The sequence below is a fragment of the Tardiphaga sp. OK245 genome (genome assembly GCF_900108575.1).
GTDB lineage: Bacteria > Pseudomonadota > Alphaproteobacteria > Rhizobiales > Xanthobacteraceae > Tardiphaga > Tardiphaga robiniae.
On record NZ_FNWZ01000002.1, the window covers coordinates 819,513 to 840,318 of the forward strand.

Sequence of the window (20,806 nt, forward strand, 5' to 3'; positions counted from 1 at the left end):
TCTGGCGTCAGCTGTGGCCAAATAAGCTCCGGAGATAATCATGGCCAAGAAACCCGCACCTGTTCCGCTGCTGCAGCTCGATAACCAGCTCTGCTTTGCCGTCTATTCGACCGGCCATGCGTTCAACCGCGTCTACAAGCCGTTGCTGGACCGATTGAAGCTGACTTATCCGCAATATCTGGCGATGCTGGTGCTGTGGGAGCAGGACAATGTCCCGGTCAAGGATATCGGCGAGCGGCTGTTTCTCGATTCCGGCACGCTGACGCCGCTGTTGAAGCGGCTGGAAGCGGCCGGCCTGATCAAACGCACCCGCAGCATCGAAGACGAACGGCAGATGCTGATCGCATTGACGGCGCAAGGTCAGGCGCTGCGTGAAAAAGCCAAGGCCGTACCACAGGGAATCCTCGCGGCGTCAGCCTGCACGGTCAGCGAAATGACCGCGATGAAGAACGAACTCGTGGCGCTGCGTGACAGGCTGAATGCGGCGCTGGCGGATTAGCGCGGTCATTCTCTGCGAGGATTAGTTGGTGCGGCTCGCCGAGCCGAAGCTCGCGAAGCGAGCGAAGGATGGTGGAGCCAGGCGGGATCGAACCGCCGACCTCTTGCATGCCATGCAAGCGCTCTCCCAGCTGAGCTATGGCCCCAATACCTGCGACGCACTGGGTGGGGCGTCGCGCGGCAAACCAAGATCACATATCAGGAGTGATCTCAAGTCTCTTCTGAGCTTAACTTTCTTCGTCGCCCGAGACGTCGCCGATGATGTCGGTCACGTCCTCATCGCCTTCTTCTTCGTCGGCAATGAAGGTCGAATCATCGTCTTCATCGTCATCGATGGTGTCATCGACTTCGATATCGTCCTCGGATTCCAGCACGGCAGCCTTCTTGCCGGTATTCTCCTCGGCGTCAGCTTCCTCCAGCGAGACCAATTCTTCGCTCTCGGCGGCTTCCGGAGTTTCCGCGGCGGCAGATGCTGCAGCTGCGCGTGCGGCTGCATCCGCGCGGGTCCGCGGCGGCGCAATCGGCGCAATCGGCACAACCTCGCCCGTATAAGGCGAAATCACCGGGCTCTTGTTGAGGTCGTAGAACTTCTTGCCCGTCGTGGGGCAAATGCGTTTGGTTCCGAGATCGGATTTGGCCACGTGAAGGGTCCTGGGGATTTTTTGAAAAACGGTGCTTCACTTGGCTAGTTGACGCGCCCCTGTCAATAGCGGTTTGCGTGAGAATGACCGCTGCGTGACGCAGCGTGGCTCATATGCTACGAGCCGCCTGCGCGAAGGAACACAATCTTGACCCAATCAGACACAGCCGCCGCCCAGCCGACCCCGCTGACAGCGCGAAAATCCGGCGCCCTGCGCGGTAGCGCCCGCGTGCCCGGTGACAAGTCGATCTCGCACCGGGCCCTCATTCTGGGTGCCCTGGCGGTCGGCGAGACCCGGATCACGGGGCTGCTGGAGGGCGAGGACGTCCTGAATACCGCCAAATCGATGCAGGCGCTGGGCGCCAGCGTCGAACGAACCGGCGATTTTGCGTGGAAGGTCAACGGCGTCGGCGTTGCCGGCTTCGCCGCGCCCAAGGCGCCGCTGGATTTCGGCAATTCGGGTACCGGGTGCCGATTGGTGATGGGCGCCGTCGCAGGCTGTCCGATCGAGGCGACATTCGATGGCGACGCGTCGCTGCGCAGCCGGCCGATGCGCAGGATCGTTGATCCGTTGGAATTGATGGGCGCCAAGGTCACCGCGAGCCAGGACGGCGGGCGTCTGCCGCTGACGCTCAAAGGCGCGCGTGATCCGCTGCCGATCGTCTATCGCACCCCGGTCGCCTCCGCCCAGATCAAGTCAGCCGTGCTGCTGGCCGGCCTGTCGGCTCCGGGCACCACCACGGTCATCGAGACCGAGGCCAGCCGGGACCACACCGAGCTGATGCTCAAGCATTTCGGCGCCGAGATTACTTCCGAAAAAGAAGGCGCGCACGGCCGCAAGATCACGCTCACCGGCCAGCCCGAATTGAAGGGTGCCGATGTCGTGGTGCCGGCAGATCCGTCCTCCGCAGCATTCCCGATGGTTGCGGCATTGATCGTGCCGGGCTCCGAGATCGTGCTCACCGATGTGATGACCAATCCGCTGCGCACCGGGCTGTTCACGACGTTGCGCGAGATGGGCGCATCCATCGAGGAAAGCGATATCCGCGGCGATGCCGGCGAACCGATGGTGCAGTTCCGGATCACAGCGTCGAAGCTGCACGGCGTCGAAGTGCCGCCGGAGCGCGCGCCGTCGATGATCGATGAATATCTGGTGCTGGCGGTGGCTGCGGCTTTCGCAGAGGGCACGACCATCATGCGCGGGCTGCAGGAGCTGCGTGTGAAGGAATCCGACCGTCTGGAAGCCACTGCGGCGATGCTGCGGGTCAACGGCGTTAATGTCGAGATCGTTGGCGATGACCTCATCGTGCACGGTGACGGTCGCGTTGCTGGCGGTGGCCTCGTCGCCACCCATATGGATCACCGCATCGCCATGTCGGCGCTGGCCATGGGCCTCGCTTCCGACAAGCCGGTGACCATCGACGACACGACATTCATCGCCACCAGCTTCCCCGATTTCATCCCGATGATGCGTCGGCTGGGTGCTGATTTGTCCTGAGGTTGCCGGCGTGGATATTTCCGGAGACGGGTGCTAAGCCCGCGCAGGTCGCGCGAGCCTGACTCCCGATCCACCGCCATTCATCGTGACAAGACGAGCACGCGCAACGCATGATTATTGCTATCGACGGTCCCGCCGCATCCGGAAAAGGCACGCTGGGCAAACGGCTTGCGCACCATTACGGTTACCGGCACCTCGATACCGGCGTGATCTATCGAGCGGTCGCCAAGGCGATGCTCGATCTTGGCGCGGACCTGACCGATGAGGCGCAGGCCGTGGCTGTCGCCAGTGAGCTCGATCCCGAGAAATTCGGCAATCCGGCGCTGAAGACCCAGGAAGTCGGTGATGCGGCCTCTGTGGTCTCGGCCATCCCCCGGGTGCGGGAGGTCCTTTTGAACTTCCAGCGGCGTTTTGCCGAGGATCCGCCGGGTGCGGTGCTCGACGGCCGGGACATTGGAACCGTGATTTGCCCCCATGCCGACGTGAAGATCTTCGTCGTCGCCGATGCCAGGGTCCGCGCCCGCCGGCGCACCCTGGAGGCTCTCGGACGGGGCGAGGTGGCCGATGAGGCCGCCGTGCTGGCGGATATCATCAGGCGCGACGAACGCGACCAGAACCGCCCGATTGCGCCTCTGAAGCCGGCCACGGATGCATACTTGCTGGATAACTCCAATTTGGATATAGAAGGCGGCGTCCGGGCCGCCATCGACATTGTCGAGGCCGTCCGAGCGGGCCGGCAACGGGTCTGATTTTTCTTTCTTTCCGAAAGACCTCAGACAAAACCGTTGCCGTCATTGGAGGAAAGCCCGCTCCCGATCTCGAGCTGCGATACGCGCTTCAGGCTCCGGACACCATCAAGACCCTACCCACGTTTCGATCGTGAAGGCATGCTGCCGGCCCGTTCTTGCATCCTCCTGCAAGGCGGTCGTTAGAGGTTGCGGACCTCTGACACTTCACATTTGAGACGCCCATTAACCCGAACGGCCGGCGATACCCGCATCTGGAGAACAAATGGCTTCGACTGCTTCTTCGTATAATCCTTCCCGCGATGATTTCGCGGCAATGCTCGACGAGTCCTTCGCGGGCGGCAACCTTCAGGAAAGCTCTGTTATCAAGGGCATCGTGGTTGCGATTGAAAAGGACATGGCCGTCATCGACGTCGGCCTGAAGACTGAAGGCCGTGTGGCACTGCGCGAATTCGCCGGTCCCGGCCGTGACAGCGAACTCAAGGTCGGCGACGAAGTCGAAGTGTTCCTCGACCGGATCGAAAACGCACTGGGCGAAGCCGTGCTGTCGCGCGACAAGGCCCGCCGCGAAGAGAGCTGGGGCAAGCTCGAGAAGGCCTTCAACAACAATGAGAAGGTTCACGGCGTCATCTTCAACCAGGTCAAGGGTGGCTTCACCGTCGATCTCGACGGTGCAGTGGCCTTCCTGCCGCGTTCGCAGGTGGACATTCGTCCGATCCGCGACGTCGCTCCGCTGATGAACAACTCGCAGCCGTTCCAGATCCTCAAGATGGATCGCCGCCGCGGCAACATCGTCGTGTCGCGTCGTACGGTTCTCGAAGAGACCCGCGCCGAACAGCGTCAGGAACTGGTCCAGAACCTCGAAGAGGGTCAGGTCATCGACGGCGTCGTCAAGAACATCACCGATTACGGTGCGTTCGTTGACCTCGGCGGTATCGACGGCCTGCTGCACGTCACCGATATCGCGTGGCGCCGCGTCAACCATCCGACCGAAGTGCTCACCATCGGTCAGACGGTCAAGGTCAAGATCATCAAGATCAACCACGAGACCCACCGTATCTCGCTCGGCATGAAGCAGCTGCTCGACGATCCGTGGCAGGGCATCGAGGCGAAGTACCCGCTGAACGCACGCTTCTCGGGTCGCGTCACCAACATCACCGACTACGGCGCATTCGTCGAACTGGAGCCGGGCATCGAAGGCCTGATCCACGTGTCGGAGATGTCGTGGACCAAGAAGAACATGCACCCCGGCAAGATCGTTTCGACCTCGCAGGAAGTCGAAGTGCAGGTTCTCGAAGTCGACAGCGTCAAGCGCCGCATTTCGCTCGGTCTCAAGCAGACCATGCGCAATCCGTGGGAAGTGTTCGTCGAGAAGTTCCCGGTCGGCTCGACCGTCGAAGGCGAAGTCAAGAACAAGACCGAGTTCGGTCTGTTCCTGGGTCTCGAAGGCGACGTGGACGGCATGGTCCATCTCTCCGACCTCGACTGGAAGCAGCCGGGCGAGCAGGTCATCGACAACTTCAAGAAGGGCGACATGGTCAAGGCCATCGTCCTCGACGTGGATGTCGAGAAGGAGCGCATCTCGCTCGGCGTCAAGCAGCTCGAAGGCGACCCCTTCGCAGAGCCGGGCGACGTCAAGAAGGGCGCTGTCGTGACTTGCGAAGTGATCGAAGTGAAGGAATCCGGCATCGACGTTCAGATCGCCGGCACCGACTTCACGACCTTCATCAAGCGTTCGGAACTGGCGCGTGAGCGCTCGGATCAGCGCGCTGAGCGTTTCGCCGTCGGCGAGAAGGTCGATGCCCGCGTGATCCAGTTCGACAAGAAGGCCCGCAAGGTCCAGGTGTCGATCAAGGCCCTCGAAGTGGCGGAAGAGAAGGAAGCCATCGCGCAGTACGGATCGTCGGATTCGGGCGCGACCCTTGGCGACATTCTCGGCAAGGCGCTCAAGCAGAGCACCGACAAGTAAGCGCGCAAGTAAGTTTCGACTCACTTGTTGCTACCAATTGGGGCCCCGGTTTCACCGGGGCCCTTTTTGCTGTTTCGACCATGTTTTCTTCATATTGCCTCGCAATTGATGTATTTGAGATACCTCAAGTAAACGCTGCCCGGACGACAGATGCAGCATCCGCCAGACGCAGCTCTCGCCGAGGGCTTAGGAGATTTCCGATGTCGCTTGATTCCGATGTGATCGTCGATCGCCGCAGGATACGTCGCAAGCTGACGTTCTGGCGCGTGGCAGCGGTGCTGGCCGCCGTCGCTGCTGTGGTCGTCGTCGGCGTCGTCGTGACACGGTCGGGCTCCGAGGCGCTGTCGTCGTCGGGCGCGATTGCGCGCATCAAGATCGAGGGCCTGATCCAGAGCAACAATGATCGCGTCGAGGCGCTGGAGCGGCTGGAGAAGTCATCGGCGGCGGCGGTGGTGGTACATATCAATTCGCCGGGCGGCACCACGGCTGGCTCCGAGCAGCTCTATGACGCGCTGATGCGCCTCAAGGCCAAGAAACCGATGGTCGTTGTCGTCGAGGGCCTGGCCGCATCGGGCGGCTACATCGCGGCACTCGCATCCGACCATATTGTTGCGCAGCAGAGCTCGCTGGTCGGCTCCATCGGTGTTCTGTTCCAGTTTCCCAATTTCACGGGGTTGATGAAGACCGTCGGTGTCGAGGTCGAGCAGGTCAAATCCTCGCCCCTGAAGGCGGCGCCCAATGGTTTCGAGCCGACCAGCCCGGAGGCGCGGGCAGCGCTGGAATCGCTGGTGAAGGACTCCTATGGCTGGTTCCGTGGGCTTGTGCAGAGCCGCCGCGCCATGGATGACGCGCAACTACAGAAAGTCGCCGATGGCCGTGTTTTTACGGGGCGCCAGGCCGTGGACCTCAAGCTGATTGATCAGCTTGGCGACGAGAAAGTCGCGGTGGCGTGGCTGGTAGCCGAGAAGAAGATCAAGAGCGATGTGCCGGTTCGGGACTTCAAGCTGACGCCTAAATTCAGCGATTTCACCTTCCTGCGCGCTGCTGCGACGATCACACTCGATGCAGTGGGTCTCAACGCGATCGCGCGGCAGGTCGAGCAGGCGGGCCTCGCGCAGGCCATGGACGGCTTCGGTCTCGATGGCATGCTGGCGCTGTGGCGGCCGGCCACCACCAACTAGGGAACTGCTCGTCCTGTTCTTTCCGCACTGCAAGGAAGGCTGCAACAACGGTTTCGGGCATTTGTCACGCATTTTCGAAGGTGCCCGAATTCATTTAGCGTCTTGACAGTTCAAGGCATTTTCACGGAAATGCATCCTCCCGTTCAGAGTCCAACGTCTCGATGATCAAATCCGAACTCGTTCAACGCATCGCTGAGCATAACCCGCACCTCTACCAGCGGGATGTTGAGAACATCGTGAATGCGATTCTCGATGAGATCGTGGCTGCGCTGGCACGCGGTGACCGTGTCGAACTCCGCGGCTTCGGTGCATTCTCGGTGAAGCATCGCCCCGCCCGAGCAGGCCGCAATCCGCGGACTGGCGAGCATGTTCCGGTAGACCAGAAGAGTGTTCCGTTCTTCAAGACCGGCAAGGAAATGCGCGAGCGGCTCAACCGTGAGAATGGTGCGCCGGAAGCCAGCGCGGCGTCATAAAGAACTTTGAGGTAGCGCGCATTCGGGCCGACAGGTCTGAGCCAATTAGCGGCATGCGCGCCCGCATCGCCTTCGCGAGAGACGTTGATGCGCAAATTCTTCTCAGCCCTGGTGGTCATCCCTCTCGCGATCGTCTTCGTCGTGTTCGCCGTCGCCAACCGTCATATGGTCACGGTCTCCTTCGATCCGTTCAACAGCAGCGATCCCGCGGTCGGTGCCACGATGCCGCTATTCGTTGTGATCATCCTGTCGGCCATCCTGGGCGTCATCGCAGGGGGAACGGCGACCTGGTTCAGGCAAGGGCACTGGCGCCGCGCAGCACGTCAGCATGAGGCCGATATCAGGCGGGCCCGTGCAGAACTGGCCGATCTGCGCGCCCATACCGCGACCACGTCACGGAACGGTGTGCAGCGGCTTCCGGCGCCGGGTTCCTCCTATATGGCCGGTGAGCGAGACAAGTCCGGCGCGACGTTGTAGAACCCCGCGCATAGGCTTTTCCTGCCATTCCCGGTATTGCCAGCGGCCATTTGAAGCATGTCTCTGATCGTCAAAATCTGCGGCCTGTCCACTCCGGAAACGCTCGATGCGGCTCTGGTCGGCGGCGCGGATATGGTCGGCTTCGTGTTCTTTCCGCCGTCGCCGCGTCACGTCACGCTCGACGTTGCGCGGGCTTTGGGTAGGCAGGCGAAGGGCCGTGCCGTGAAGGTCGCGCTGTCGGTCGATGCCGATGACGCGGATCTTGAAAACAGTATCGATGCCTTGAAGCCCGATATCCTGCAGCTCCATGGCAAGGAGAGTGTGGCGCGGGTGCGCGATATCAAACAGAAGTTCGGCCTTCCGGTGATGAAGGCGCTCGCCGTCGAGACCAGGGCCGATCTCGTTGCATTGCCCGGCTATGCCGCGGTCTGCGATCGCATCCTGTTCGATGCCAAACCGCCGAAGGATGCGACGCGTCCGGGTGGTCTCGGCGCGGTCTTCGACTGGCATCTGCTCGAAGGCCTCGATCTGAAGCTGCCCTTCATGGTATCGGGCGGCCTCACTGCCGCCAATGTCGCCGAGGCCCTGCGCATCACGCGGGCCGGCGGTGTCGATATTTCGTCCGGCGTGGAAAGCGCGCCGGGCATCAAGGATCCCGACATGATCCGCGCTTTCATCCGCGCCGCGCGCGCAACGGAAGAGTTGACGACCTGATGACTCAAGCCATTCCCAATTCCTATCGGTCCGGTCCCGACGACACCGGTCACTTCGGCATTTTCGGCGGCCGCTTCGTCGCCGAGACGCTGATGCCGCTGATCCTTGACCTGCAGAAGGCCTATGAGGACGCCAAGGCCGATCCCGCCTTCCGCAAGGAGATGGACGGTTATCTCAAGGCCTATGTCGGTCGCCCGTCGCCGCTCTATTTCGCGGAACGTCTCACCGAACATCTCGGTGGCGCAAAAATCTATCTGAAGCGCGAGGAGTTGAATCACACCGGCTCGCACAAGGTGAACAACGTGCTCGGCCAGATCATGGTTGCGCGCCGCATGGGCAAGAAGCGCATCATTGCCGAGACCGGCGCCGGCCAGCATGGCGTGGCGACGGCGACGCTCTGCGCCCGCTTCGGTCTCGAATGCATCGTCTATATGGGTGCCGTGGACGTCGCGCGTCAGCAGCCCAATGTGATCCGCATGGAAATGCTCGGCGCCAAGGTGGTGCCGGTGCAGGTTGGTGCGCGCACGCTGAAGGATGCGATGAACGAGGCGCTACGCGACTGGGTCACCAATGTGCATAACACGTTCTATTGCATCGGCACCGTCGCCGGCCCGCATCCCTATCCGATGATGGTGCGCGACTTCCAGTCGATCATCGGCGAGGAAACTCGTGTGCAGATGCAGGAGATCGAAGGTCGCCTGCCGGATTCGCTGATCGCCTGCATAGGCGGCGGCTCCAATGCGATGGGGCTCTTCCATCCGTTTCTCGACGATCCATCGGTTGATATCTACGGCGTCGAAGCGGCGGGCCACGGGCTCACCAACCTGCACGCCGCATCGATTGCTGGCGGCCGTCCCGGCGTGCTGCATGGCAACCGTACCTATCTCTTGATGGATGAAGACGGCCAGATCCAGGAGGGCCATTCGATCTCCGCGGGCCTCGATTATCCTGGCATCGGCCCCGAACATTCGTGGCTGCATACGATCGGCCGCGTGAAGTATCTGTCGGCGACGGATGAAGAAGCGCTCACCGCATTTCAGCTGCTGTCGAAACTCGAAGGCATCATCCCGGCACTGGAGCCGGCGCATGCCCTCGCGAAGGTGAGCGAACTCGCGCCAACGCTGCCGAAGGATCACCTGATGGTCGTCAACCTCTCCGGCCGCGGCGACAAGGACGTCCCGCAGGTCGGCGATATCCTGAAGGGCAGGCAGTCGTGACCACCCGCATCGATACCCGTTTCGCTGAGCTCAAGGCCGAAGGCCGCGCGGCTTTTGTCACCTTCGTGATGGCTGGCGATCCCGATCCCGCCACCGCGCTCGAAATCGTCAAGGCGCTGCCGAAGGCCGGTGCCGACATCATCGAGATCGGCATGCCCTTCACCGATCCGATGGCCGACGGCCCGTCGATCCAGGCCGCGGGCCTGCGCGCGCTGCAGGCCGGCATGACGCTGCGCAAGACGCTGCAGCTCGTGCGCGACTTCCGCAGCTCCGACAACAAAACGCCCATCGTCCTGATGGGCTACTACAATCCGATCTATATTTACGGCGTCGATAAATTCCTGCCTGACGCCAAGGCCGCGGGCGTCGATGGTCTGATCATCGTCGATTTGCCACCGGAAGAAGACGCAGAGCTCTGCCTGCCGGCAATCAAAGCCGGATTGAATTTCATCCGTCTGGCCACGCCGACCACCGATGACAAGCGCCTCCCGGCGGTGCTCGCGAACACCTCGGGCTTCGTCTATTACGTCTCGGTCACCGGCATCACCGGGTCCGCCAGCGCGGATTCATCCGCCGTGAGCGCGGCCGTGGCACGGATCAAACGCCATACCAAGCTGCCGGTCTGTGTCGGTTTCGGCATCCGGACGCCGGAAGCGGCGCATGACATCGCGCGGCATGCCAACGGCGCGGTGGTCGGAACGGCGCTGATCGATGCGCTGAAAGGCTCGCTGGATGCCGATGGCAAGGCCACGGTCAGGACTGTCAGCGCGGTCGCCGATCTGGCTGCGGCCCTCGCCCAGGGCGTTCATGGGGCCAAACAGGCTGCAGAATAAGCCACAATTGGCCTCCATCAACCGGGAACAACGGTTGCCGGGCTCCGTTCCGGCCGCCATATAGATATCAGAGCGACGCATCATCTCAGCGACGCGGAGACACATATGAACTGGCTCACCAACGTCGTCCGGCCGAAGATCCGCAGCATCCTCAAGCGCGATACGCCCGAGAACCTCTGGATCAAGTGCCCGGATACCGGACAGCTCGTGTTCTACAAGGACGTCGAGAGCAACCAGTTCGTCATTCCCGGCTCGAACTATCACATGCGCATGGGCGCCACCGCCCGCATGAAGTCGATCTTCGACAACGAGACCTGGTACGACGTCGCGCTGCCCGAAGTGATCGCCGATCCGCTGAAGTTTCGCGACGAGCGCAAATATGTCGACCGCATCAAGGATGCCCGCACCAAGACCGGCATGAACGACTCGGTCAAGGTCGGTTACGGCAAGATGGAAGGCTCCGGCGTCGTCGTCGCCGTACAGGATTTCGATTTCATGGGCGGCTCGCTCGGCATGGCTGCCGGTGAAGCGCTGGTGCGGGGGCTCGAACTCGCCGTCGAGAAGAAATCGCCATTCATCGTGTTCGCGGCCTCCGGCGGAGCACGCATGCAGGAAGGCATCCTGTCGCTGATGCAGCTGCCGCGCACCACCGTCGGCGTGCAGATGCTGCGCGAGGCCAAGCTGCCTTACATCGTCGTGCTCACCAACCCGACCACCGGCGGTGTCACCGCGTCCTATGCGATGCTGGGCGACGTGCAGATCGCCGAGCCCGGCGCGCTGATCGGTTTTGCCGGTGCGCGCGTGATCGAACAGACCATTCGCGAAAAGCTGCCGGAAGGTTTCCAGCGCGCCGAATATCTGCGTGACCACGGCATGATCGACATGGTCGTGCATCGCCACGATCTGAAGCCGACGCTCGCGCGCCTCTGCCGTCTGCTGACGAAATCTCCAGCCATTGCGAGCCCGCCGCGCGCGGAGAGCATTCCGGCCGAGATCGTCGTGGCTCCGGACGCGGTGCCGGCCGCGCACGCGTGAGCACCTCCGCGCCGCCATCGTCGCCCGACCTCGGCGAGATTCTGGCGCGGCTCTCGAAGCTGCATCCGAACGCCATCGATCTGTCGCTGGACCGCATGCAGCGGCTGATGGCGCAGCTCGGCAATCCCGAGCGCAAGCTGCCCCCGGTCATTCATGTGGCCGGCACCAACGGCAAGGGCTCGACCATCGCCTATCTGCGCGCGATCTGCGAGGCCGCCGGACTGCGCGTTCACGTCTATACCTCGCCGCATCTCGTCCGCATGAATGAGAGCATCCGGCTCGCCGGCACGTTAGTGAGTGACGACGCATTGCGTGACGCGTTCGCGCATGTCGAGACGATCAATGCCGGCGCACCCATCACGCTGTTCGAGGCCGAGACCGCCGTCGCGTTCGATCTGTTCGCGAAGCATCCCGCCGATGTCGTGCTACTCGAAGTCGGCCTCGGCGGGCGGCTCGATGCGACCAATGTGATCGAAACGCCCGCCGCCTGCGTGCTCACACCGATTACCATCGATCACACCGACTTCCTCGGCGACACGCTCGCGAAAATCGCAACCGAGAAAGCCGGCATCATCAAGCGCCGCGTGCCGGTCATCACGGCCGAGCAAGCGCCTGATGTAACCGATGTGATCGAACAGCAGGCGCGCAGGATGCATGCGCCGCTCGTGAGCGCCGGGCAGGAATGGCACGTCAATATCGAGCGCGGCCGCCTCGTGTATCAGGATGATCGCGGGTTGATGGATATTGCCGCGCCGCGGCTGTTCGGACGCCATCAGTTCGGCAATGCGGGTCTGGCGATTGCGACATTGCGCGCGCTGGATATCTTCAGGATCGATCCTGCCGCCTATGAAACCGGTGTCGCGCGCGCCGAATGGCCGGCGCGGATGCAGCGGCTGACATCGGGCAAGCTCGTCGCGGCGGCGCCCACCGATTCCGAAGTCTGGCTCGACGGCGGCCACAATGCCGATGGCGGGCGCGTCATTGCGGCGGCGCTCGGCGATCTCGAAGAGCGCGTGCCGCGGCCGCTGGTGGTGATCGCCGGCATGATGGCCAACAAGGATGCGACGGGCTTTCTGGCGAATTTCGCCGGCCAGACCCGCCATATCATCGCGGTGAAAATCCCCGGCCGCGACGGCGTCATGGCGCCGGATGCGTTGGCCGACGCCGCGCGGAGTCTCGGCATGCGCGTCGAGACAGCGCCGAGCGTCGCCGATGCGCTGCAATCCCTCACCCGGCTCGCCTATGAAGTGCCTCCGCGGATCCTGATTGCAGGCTCGCTCTATCTGGCCGGTCATGTACTTGCGGAGAACGGCACGCTCCCTGCATAGAACGGCATCGATACAAGTGATCTCTGATTGATCTTTGCTTGATTTTAGGGAGGTTCGATGCGCTTCGCTGCCATTGCCGATGTTCACGGCAACCACTTTGCCCTTGAGGCGGTTGTCGCCGATATCCGTACCCAAGGCATCACCGACATCGTCAATCTTGGTGATATGGCCAGCGGTGCGCTCGATGCGCGCCGTGCGGTGGACATCATGATGGGCCTCAATGCCACTAATGTCCGCGGCAATCATGATCGCTACATCACCGACTACAAGCTTGACGACATGTGGCCGTCCGATCGGCTGGCACACAGCCAGCTAGAACCAGAGCAGATGGACTGGCTACGCGCGTTGCCCTTCAGCACGATTTATCAGGGTGAGGTCTATCTCGTTCACGCGACGCCCGATGACGACAACACCTACTGGATGGAAGCGGTGACCCCCGAAGGCATCGTGCATATGGCTGCGATCGAAGCCATCGAGGAGAAGGCGAAGGGTATCACCCAATCGCTGATTCTCTGCGCCCACACCCACATCGCGCGTGCCGTCAGGCTTCGCGACGGCCGCATGATCGTCAATCCCGGCAGCGTCGGTGGTCCCGGCTATCGCGACGTCACACCCTATCCGCATACGCTGGAAGTCGGCACGCCGGATGCCTGCTACGCGATCATCGAGAAGGTGGGCAAGCGATGGCAGGTGACGTTCCGTCAGGTGCCTTACGACCATCAGGCGATGGCGGAGTTGGCGTTGGAGCACCAGCGACCGGAATGGGCGAGCGCACTGGCGACGGGATGGATTCGCTGATGCAAAGAAAACGGTCGGCGTCGCTTCCCTCGCCCCGCTTGCGGGGAGAGGGTGGCGCGGACGAAGTCCGCGGCGGGTGAGGGGGAGCCAGCGAGTGAAACACTGGCTCCCCCTCACCCGCCTTCCACATGCTCCGCATGTGAAAGTCGACCTCTCCCCGCAAGCGGGGCGAGGTTGGGTACACAAAACAAAAACGGCCGGTGAGGTGATCACTGGCCGTCGAATTCTCAGAGATAAAGCGCGCGATCAGACCGCAGCGCTGATCCACTGTTGCAGCTTCGCCTTCGGCGCGGCGCCGACCTGGCGCGAGGCCATTTCGCCGCCCTTGAAGATCATCAGCGTCGGGATCGACATCACGCCGTACTTCGATGCGGTCTTTGGATTCTCGTCGACATTGAGCTTCAGGATGGTGACCTTCTCGCCCATTGCGGCGGAGATCTCATCGAGCGCCGGCGCGATCATGCGGCACGGGCCGCACCATTCGGCCCAGAAGTCGATCACGACCGGCCCGGTCGCCTTGAGCACTTCTGCTTCGAAATCGGCGTCTGTCACCTTGCCAACGGCCATTGTCGTATCCTCGTCCTGTTCAATGAAGGGCGCGCTGGAAGATTCGCGCGCTGGAATGATGCATCCAACCTATGAACGCCCCCTTGCCGGGTCAAGGTTGGTCACAGTGAGATGATGGCGGCCAGCTCCGCGTCCAGCGCAGCACCGGAAATCTCCATCATTTCAAGCGTTTCCGTCCAGAGCAGGGCGGCCCGGATCGGCCGGTCTGGGTATAACTTGGCGAGCACGCCGCGATACAGCGCCAGCTGCCGGATATAGGCCTTGGGCGCCTCGATCAGTCTGCGCGGCGGGTTGTGGTTGGTCTTGTAATCGACGATCCGGATCTCCGTTTTGGTCAGGACCAGCCGGTCGATCTGGCCCGACACCAGCACGGGCGACCCGTCCTTCCGCGTCAGTCGTCCGGCCACCGCCACCTCGGCGCGACTGCCGGGGGCAAACAGTTCCGCGAGGCGCGGATCGCCAATCAGCGACAGCACCTGCGTGGCCAGCGCCACGCGGTCGAGATCGGTCCAGTCATTGGCGTTGCGAGCGAGGAAATTCAGCGCGGTCTCGCGACGCTTTTCGGCGGCGATGTCGGGCAGCGATTGCAGCAGCCGGTGCACAAGGTTGCCGCGCTGCAAGGCCAGTTGGCGCAGCCGCTCGGATTCACCGGTACGCTGGCCGCGCCCGTCGTCATCGTCGGCATCCGATGGCCGCAGCAGGCTTTCGCGGTGCGGCTGGTCGCCGACCTTGTCGCGGAGCCACGCCGGCAGCATGATCGGCGCTGCCGTAGCGACAGGCGTTGCAGTGCCCGGCACGGGTACGACGTCTTCCACCCGTGTATAGCGTTTCACCAGGCCGTCCGGCGGCGGCACGCTCTGCATCTGCAGCCCGGAATTCTCCAGGCCCTTCTGGATCAGGTCGTACCAGGACAGCGGCCGCACCTCGTTGCGGTTGCCGGGCATGCAGCCGCCAACGATCAGGCGATCGGCCGCGCGCGTCATCGCCACATAAAGCAGCCGGCGATATTCGTCCTCGGTATCGCGGATCATATCGGCGCGCGCCGCGGCGACTGCTGGCGGATCGTCCGCCTTCTTGCCGGCCCAGACCACGACGCCCGGGCTGTTCGGTGCGGCGTTGCCCTGCGGGAGATGGATCAAATTGAGTCGCTGCGAATCCGCCGGCGACGATGTGGTATCGACCAGGAATACGACCGGTGCTTCCAGGCCTTTGGCGCCATGCACGGTCATCACGCGAACTTCGTCGCGGGTGATCTCCATGTCGCGCTTCACTTCCGTGTCGGCGGCGCGCAGCCAGGCGACGAAGCCCTGCAGCGAGGCCGGCGCCTTGCGCTCATAGCCCAGCGCGAGTTCGAGAAACTCATCCAGCGCGTCATTGGCCTCATGGCCGAGCCGACGCAGGATGCGCGCGCGGCCGTGATCACCGCCGAGCAGCCAGGCATAGAACGCGAAAGGCGTCTCGCTGGCGAAGCGCCTCTCGCAGGCGATGAGCCGCTTGAAAGCGCCGCTGAGCTTGGGATCGCTCGCCGCCTTTTCGCCGAGTGCGTCGCGCAGCGATCCCGTGCGCTCATAGGCCAGCTTGAACAGGTCATCGTCATCGAGGCCGAATAGTGGGCTCTTCAACGCGGTCGCCAATGCCAGATCGTCCTGCGGCAGCAGCAGCGCGTCGGCCAGGTTCATCAGGTCGATGATGGCGATATGTTCGGTGAGCTTCAGCCGGTCGGCACCGGCGACGGGAATGCCGGCATGTTTCAGCGCCTGGATGATGGCATCGAAGGCCTTGCCGCGGCGGCGCACCAGCACCAGCATGTCGCCATAGCGCAGCGCGCGGCGCTTGCCGATAGGCCCGGTCTCGGTCTTCGCCGTGATCAGGTCCTTGATTTCGGTCTGGACACGGCGTGCGAGCTTCACTTCGGGGCTGGTCTCGGAGCGCTTGTCGAACGGCGCCTGCCAGCCTTCGATGCTGGGCCGGTCGTCGGGCTGCTCCAGCTCCCAGAGGTCGATCAGGCTGGGACCGGCATCCTCCAGCGTTTCATGAATGGGATAGCCGTTCTCCACGGCGTGGATACTGCGGAAGATCGCCTCTTCGCGAAACACGTGATCGACCGATTGCAGAATGGCCGAGCCCGAGCGGAACGAATGACTGAACGCGATGGGATCGAATTTCATCCCGGCGTCCTTGAACCGGCTTTGGAGTGCCTTGCGCCGCAGATCGAATTCGCGTGGCGCCGCGCCCTGGAACGAGAAGATCGATTGCTTCTCGTCGCCAACGGCAAAGATCGTGCGCTTGAGCCCGTCGCGCGCACCTTCGCCCGACGTGAATTCCGAGATCAGGTGGGTGATGATGTCCCATTGCCGCGGGCTGGTGTCCTGCGCCTCGTCGATCAGCACATGATCGACGCCGCGGTCGAGCTTGAAATGCACCCAGCTCGACGACACCCGATCCAGCATCTCCAGCGTGCGCGCGATCAGGTCGTCGTAGTCCAGGAGGCCGCGCTCGTTCTTCTCGCGGCGATAATTCTCCGCGACCTGACTGGCGATCACCAGCAGCGACTGGGTGCGTTCGCGCATCGCGACGGCGCGGCGGCGCTCCAGCAGCGGGATCACACGATCGCCCTCGCGCTGCAGGGCCGCCAGCAGATCCGGTCGGCTGTCGGCGATCTTCTTGGTCGCCAGCGATTTGCGTAAGCTCTGGTCCTTGGTCAGGAACAGTTCGAGGTATTTCTCGACCTGTTCGGTGCCCGACAACGCCAAAGCCTCACGCAGCCGCGCTGCCTGATCGTTGTCCGTCTTGCTGCCGGTCTCGAAGATTTCGGCGGCGGGGATCCAGCGCTCGCGGGGCAGATGCGGCCCGTCGATAATCTCCAGCTCGACGCTCTCTCTGGTATCGCCGGCTGTCACGCCCAGCGTCGCCGAGAGTTGCGACATCGCGGCGTCGGTCGAGCCGGCGCGCTCGATCCATGCCAGGAATTGATCGCGGGACAGACTCGCCTCGCGCACCACGTCGCGGAAGGTCACGTCGGCGGCCGAGGTCATCGCGGTCGTCAGCGCGCGGCCCTCGGCGCTGTCAGGTGCCGCCGCCGCATGCAACAGCACTTGCAGGCTGGCGCGCTCCATCATCTCGTTCTGGTCGCGGTCGTCGAGCACGCTGAACCGCGCCGGCACATTGGCCTCGAACGGAAATTGCTGCAGTAGTCGCGTGCACAGCGCGTGGATTGTCTGGACTTTCAGGCCGCCAGGCGTCTCCAGCGCGCTGGCGAATAGCTCGCGAGCGCGCTCGCGTACTTTACGGCTGGGAACGGCGCCGGCATTTCTGATCTCAGCATCGAGCGCGGCGTCGTCAAGCGTGACCCAATGGCCAAGTCGCGTAAACACCCGCTCCGCCATGTTGGCCGCCGCGGCCTTGGTGAAGGTCACGCAGAGAATTTTCTCCGGCGGGACGTCGTTGAGCAGCAACCGGATCACGCGGTTGACCAGCACATAGGTCTTGCCGGAGCCGGCATTCGCCGAGACGAACACCGAGGAAGCCGGATCCGACGCGAGCTGCTGCTTGGCGCTCGCGGCGGGCGGGATATTGCGCGGGCCGCTCATGACTCGCCTCCCCCGCCGCCACCATTGGCCGACCACTCCTTGATCCGCGCCAGATCGTCATAACTGCTATAGCGGTTCGACCACATGGACAGGCTGAGCGACGTATAGGCGGTGGCTTCGTCCTCGAAGCTGCGGATCAGCGCTTCCAGCTTGGCGCGCGCTTCGATCGCGGCATCGTCGGGCAACTGCGCCTCGTCCTTGCGCTCGATCTTCAGTTCAAGCAGCCGCTCTTCGCCGGGCGGATTGTTGCCGCTGAGCCGGACATAGACCAGTTCGCTGACCGACGATCCCGCGGCAATGCCGGCAAATCCACCCTCGCGCAGGATCGCGGCTTCCAGCGTGAGCTGCGGTGACAGGCCCATGCGGACCTGCTTGCCGGTCGGCGGCTGGCCGGTCTTGTAGTCGAGCAGGGCGAAAGTGCGGTCGCTGCGATGTTCGATACGGTCGGCACGCGCCGAGAGATGGAAGACGCGGCCGTGATCGAGCGGGATCTTGATCTCGCCGCGCACTTCCGCGTCGATGCTGGCGACATTGATGCGGCGGTCGATCTCCCAGGCGGAAAACCAGGATGCGATGCGCAGAAATCGCGGCCACCACAGCGCGCGCGCTTCCGGCCGCGTCATCAGGGGCGCAAAATGTGCTTGTCCGATCCGGCGTAGCGCGGCGGCGGGATCGTCAGGCAGCGCCTTGCTGTATTCTATGGTGAAGTCGCCGAGCGACGCATGGATCGCCGATCCCCGGTCGGCCGCAGACAGCGGCATGTCGACGGGATCGAGCGGCGCCAGGCCCAGAATATATTTGGCATAGATCGTATAGGGATCGCGCAGCCAGTCCTCGATGGCGGTGACCGAGAGTCTGAGCGGTCGCGCGTCCCGCGGCGGCCGTGGCTCCGGCTGGACGATCGGCGTGACGGTGTCGGGTTTATCGAGCTCTTCGGCATAGCGAACATAGTGCTCGCCCGCGGCCAGCGCCGCGTCCCAGCGGGTCTCGCCGGCAACAGCTTCGAGCCGGTGCAGAAAGCGCGACGCGACGGCCGGCGCACCGCCAACTTTCGCGGTGTGGCTCAGGATGACGTCCTCGGTGCCGAGCAATTGCACGAAGTCATGCGCGGTGAGGCCGATACGGCGTTCCGGAAGATCGAGCCCGAGCTGATGCCGCATCGGGCGGCTCAGCCAGGGATCGATGCGCGGCGACGGCGGCCAGATGCCTTCGACGAGGCCGCCGAGGATCACGCGGTCCGATTGCGTCAGCCGCGCTTCGAGCTGGCCATAGATGCGCAAGCTGGCATTGGCGACTTCGGGCCGGCGCACGATGCGGTCAGCGAAGGCGGTCTGAAACACATCGGGATAATCGCGGAGCTGCATCATCAGCCCGCTGGGGTGCAGCCGCTCCTCGTCGCCGCTCTCGGTCGCGACAGTCTCCATGACGACGAGATCGTCGAACGCCTTGGTGAGCGCTGTTCCTTCGCGCCCCACAAGCGCGACATCGTTGCCCCTGTCGTCGCGCGACAAGAGCTTGATCGCCTCACGATGCCGCAAGGCAACTTCAGCGAAATCGATCGGCCTGATGGGGTGGATGCCTTCCAGCGGCGCCAGGGCGGTGCGCAATCCGGCGATCAGTTCTTCCGCGCGGTCAAGACGGTCGTCGTGGAGTTTTGCGCGCGGCTCCGCGCCATGCAGCATCGACGCTTCGCGGCGGCGCAGCTTGCCGAGCTCGTCGCGGAAGCGCGTGAAGTCCTGCGCCAGTCCGGCGGTACCGGGCGTCGGCCGCGTGCCGCGCAGCAGCGCGAGTTCGAGCGTCTCGATCGCGTCTTTCCAGGCGTTCGGCGCCGCGCCCAAACGAAACAGCGGATGTTTCAGCAGCGCCAGCAATGTCGCCGGTTCGAGCTGCTCCGCTGCCGCCTCGGCGATGAGGCGCGCGAAGATGCCGGCCGAGGTCTCAGTCAGCGCATCGCCGCCGGAATCGTCGAAGACGAGATTCCAGCGGCCCAGCGCGGCCATCACCCGGCGCGCCAGTGCGCGGTCGGGCGTCACCAGTGCGGCGGACTTCTTGAGTTCATGGGCTTCGCGCATGGCGATCGCGATGGCCAACGCTTCCATTTCCGGATTCGCGGCGGCGATCACAGCAAGGTTCTGCATGCCGGCCGCGATTTTCTCTTCGACGGCCGGCTGAGCGAGACGCGTATGCCACTGCGCCGTGGCATTGGATGGCCGCATCGCCTCCGAGGCCAGCAATTCGCGGCCCTGCGGCGACGGCGTGCCGAACGTCATCACGTCGCGGCGCGTGATGCCGAAACGTTCCAGCAGCGCATGGAGCGCGAATTGCGGATGGTTCGATGCGGACGACTCTGTGCGACCGAACGCATCCTTCGTGCCGCCGATCATATTCCACGCGGTGTCGTCGAGGTCGGTATCGAGGCCCGGCAGCACGACGGCACCCTGCGGCAGCTGCGCGACCTCGCGCAGGAACTTCGCGGTGGTCGGCATCGAGCCGGTCGAGCCGGCGGCGATGATGGGGCCGCCTTTGTGGGCCTTTAGGCGCGAAGCTTCAGCATCGATCAGCAGATCGCGGCGCACCGCAGGCTCAATCGCATTGTGTGCGGCGAGGATGTCTGGCCATACGTTCCTGGCGATGCTCAGAAACTGCAGCGTGAGTTGCCAATACTGATCGAGCGCGTCGGGCACCAGCCCGTCCAGCGCGCTCCAGTCGACCTTGCGCGTCGCCATGTCGTCCATCAGCCGCGCCAGATCGTCGGCCAGAGCGAGCGTGGAGGCGGGGCCACCGACCACGAGCGGTGTCTGCGTGGGATCGCTCGGTGCAAGTTGCTTCGCCCATGCGGCAATCAGTTGCGCCAGCAGAAGCCGGCGCTGCAATCCGTCAAGCGCGGGAGGTGCATCGAGCCTTTCGAGCGCCTCAGGCGAGGCCGCCTGTGCGAAGGCCAATTCTTCTTCGTCGACATCGCCGAGCGGAACGATACGCGGCAGCAGCACGGCGTCGGTACCGAGCACGTCGAGGAAGATCTCCTGCGCCATGCGGCCGGCGCGGCGTGTCGGCAGATACAGGGTGACTTCAGCCAGTTTCTCCGGCGCGCCGCGTGCAGAGAATCCCTCGACGAGATCACCGTCGACAAGCGCGGTGATCAGCGTGCGCAGGAATGGCGCCGAGGACGGAATATTGAAGACGCGCATGAACACCCTGATTCGTGATCAGGGTGCATCATGGCATGGCTGAGAAGGCGGCGG

17 protein-coding genes and 1 tRNA gene are annotated in these 20,806 nt (G+C 63.5%); 13 read left to right on the forward strand and 5 right to left on the reverse strand.

Annotated elements, in window-relative coordinates:
- The first annotated feature begins 40 nt into the window (after positions 1–40).
- Positions 41–499 carry a MarR family winged helix-turn-helix transcriptional regulator gene (locus tag BLW80_RS10580; protein WP_093757874.1) on the forward strand — a complete coding sequence of 153 codons (459 nt, stop codon included), beginning with the start codon at positions 41–43 and terminating at the stop codon, positions 497–499.
- 69 nt (positions 500–568) lie between these two features.
- On the opposite strand, the gene BLW80_RS10585 is transcribed toward BLW80_RS10580, so the two are convergent.
- Positions 569–644, reverse strand: a tRNA-Ala gene (locus BLW80_RS10585).
- Between the two features lie 81 nt (positions 645–725).
- The gene (locus BLW80_RS10590; RefSeq protein WP_068730321.1) at positions 726–1,139 is read right to left on the reverse strand and encodes a TIGR02300 family protein; all 414 of its coding nucleotides are present in this window, start codon (positions 1,137–1,139) and stop codon (positions 726–728) included.
- Positions 1,140–1,286: 147 nt separating this feature from the next.
- On the opposite strand from BLW80_RS10590, the gene aroA reads away from it, so the two are divergent.
- From aroA to BLW80_RS10650, 12 genes are all read left to right on the forward strand, one after another.
- Positions 1,287–2,636 carry a 3-phosphoshikimate 1-carboxyvinyltransferase gene (gene aroA, locus BLW80_RS10595; RefSeq protein ID WP_170849631.1) on the forward strand — a complete coding sequence of 450 codons (1,350 nt, stop codon included), beginning with the start codon at positions 1,287–1,289 and terminating at the stop codon, positions 2,634–2,636.
- A gap of 110 nt (positions 2,637–2,746) precedes the next feature.
- On the forward strand, positions 2,747–3,385 hold the full coding sequence (cmk, locus tag BLW80_RS10600) for a (d)CMP kinase (protein ID WP_093757876.1): 639 nt from the start codon (positions 2,747–2,749) through the stop codon (positions 3,383–3,385).
- Positions 3,386–3,647: 262 nt separating this feature from the next.
- Positions 3,648–5,351 carry a 30S ribosomal protein S1 gene (rpsA, locus tag BLW80_RS10605; protein WP_068730324.1) on the forward strand — a complete coding sequence of 568 codons (1,704 nt, stop codon included), beginning with the start codon at positions 3,648–3,650 and terminating at the stop codon, positions 5,349–5,351.
- A 200-nt stretch (positions 5,352–5,551) separates the two neighbouring features.
- Positions 5,552–6,532: a signal peptide peptidase SppA gene (gene sppA, locus BLW80_RS10610; protein WP_093757877.1), complete on the forward strand. Its 981-nt coding sequence runs from the start codon at positions 5,552–5,554 to the stop codon at positions 6,530–6,532.
- A 161-nt stretch (positions 6,533–6,693) separates the two neighbouring features.
- The gene (locus tag BLW80_RS10615; RefSeq protein ID WP_089266402.1) at positions 6,694–7,005 is read left to right on the forward strand and encodes an integration host factor subunit beta; all 312 of its coding nucleotides are present in this window, start codon (positions 6,694–6,696) and stop codon (positions 7,003–7,005) included.
- Between the two features lie 87 nt (positions 7,006–7,092).
- Positions 7,093–7,482, forward strand: coding sequence for a LapA family protein (locus BLW80_RS10620; protein WP_170849632.1), 390 nt, complete (start codon positions 7,093–7,095; stop codon positions 7,480–7,482).
- 57 nt (positions 7,483–7,539) lie between these two features.
- Complete coding sequence (locus BLW80_RS10625) at positions 7,540–8,196, forward strand: phosphoribosylanthranilate isomerase (protein ID WP_093757879.1); 657 nt, start codon at positions 7,540–7,542, stop codon at positions 8,194–8,196.
- Positions 8,196–9,413 carry a tryptophan synthase subunit beta gene (trpB, locus tag BLW80_RS10630; protein ID WP_093757880.1) on the forward strand — a complete coding sequence of 406 codons (1,218 nt, stop codon included), beginning with the start codon at positions 8,196–8,198 and terminating at the stop codon, positions 9,411–9,413. Before BLW80_RS10625 ends, trpB begins: the two co-directional genes overlap by 1 nt.
- Positions 9,410–10,246 carry a tryptophan synthase subunit alpha gene (trpA, locus tag BLW80_RS10635; protein WP_093757881.1) on the forward strand — a complete coding sequence of 279 codons (837 nt, stop codon included), beginning with the start codon at positions 9,410–9,412 and terminating at the stop codon, positions 10,244–10,246. Before trpB ends, trpA begins: the two co-directional genes overlap by 4 nt.
- Positions 10,247–10,351: 105 nt before the next feature.
- Positions 10,352–11,281: an acetyl-CoA carboxylase, carboxyltransferase subunit beta gene (gene accD, locus BLW80_RS10640; RefSeq protein WP_093757882.1), complete on the forward strand. Its 930-nt coding sequence runs from the start codon at positions 10,352–10,354 to the stop codon at positions 11,279–11,281.
- Positions 11,278–12,609: a bifunctional folylpolyglutamate synthase/dihydrofolate synthase gene (locus tag BLW80_RS10645; RefSeq protein WP_093757883.1), complete on the forward strand. Its 1,332-nt coding sequence runs from the start codon at positions 11,278–11,280 to the stop codon at positions 12,607–12,609. Before accD ends, BLW80_RS10645 begins: the two co-directional genes overlap by 4 nt.
- 57 nt (positions 12,610–12,666) lie before the next feature.
- The gene (locus BLW80_RS10650; RefSeq protein WP_093757884.1) at positions 12,667–13,407 is read left to right on the forward strand and encodes a metallophosphoesterase family protein; all 741 of its coding nucleotides are present in this window, start codon (positions 12,667–12,669) and stop codon (positions 13,405–13,407) included.
- 246 nt (positions 13,408–13,653) lie between these two features.
- Here BLW80_RS10650 and trxA read toward each other — a convergent pair whose 3' ends face one another.
- The 3 genes from trxA to addB all read right to left on the reverse strand — a co-directional run bounded on the left by trxA (position 13,654) and on the right by addB (position 20,752).
- On the reverse strand, positions 13,654–13,974 hold the full coding sequence (gene trxA, locus BLW80_RS10655; RefSeq protein WP_068734104.1) for a thioredoxin: 321 nt from the start codon (positions 13,972–13,974) through the stop codon (positions 13,654–13,656).
- Positions 13,975–14,075: 101 nt separating this feature from the next.
- A complete protein-coding gene (addA, locus tag BLW80_RS10660; protein WP_139285803.1) occupies positions 14,076–17,564 on the reverse strand; it encodes a double-strand break repair helicase AddA in 3,489 nt (1,162 codons plus the stop codon).
- Positions 17,561–20,752 (reverse strand): double-strand break repair protein AddB, encoded by a 3,192-nt coding sequence (gene addB / locus BLW80_RS10665; RefSeq protein WP_093757885.1) that lies wholly within the window; start codon positions 20,750–20,752, stop codon positions 17,561–17,563. Before addB ends, addA begins: the two co-directional genes overlap by 4 nt.
- Between the last annotated feature and the right edge of the window lie 54 nt (positions 20,753–20,806).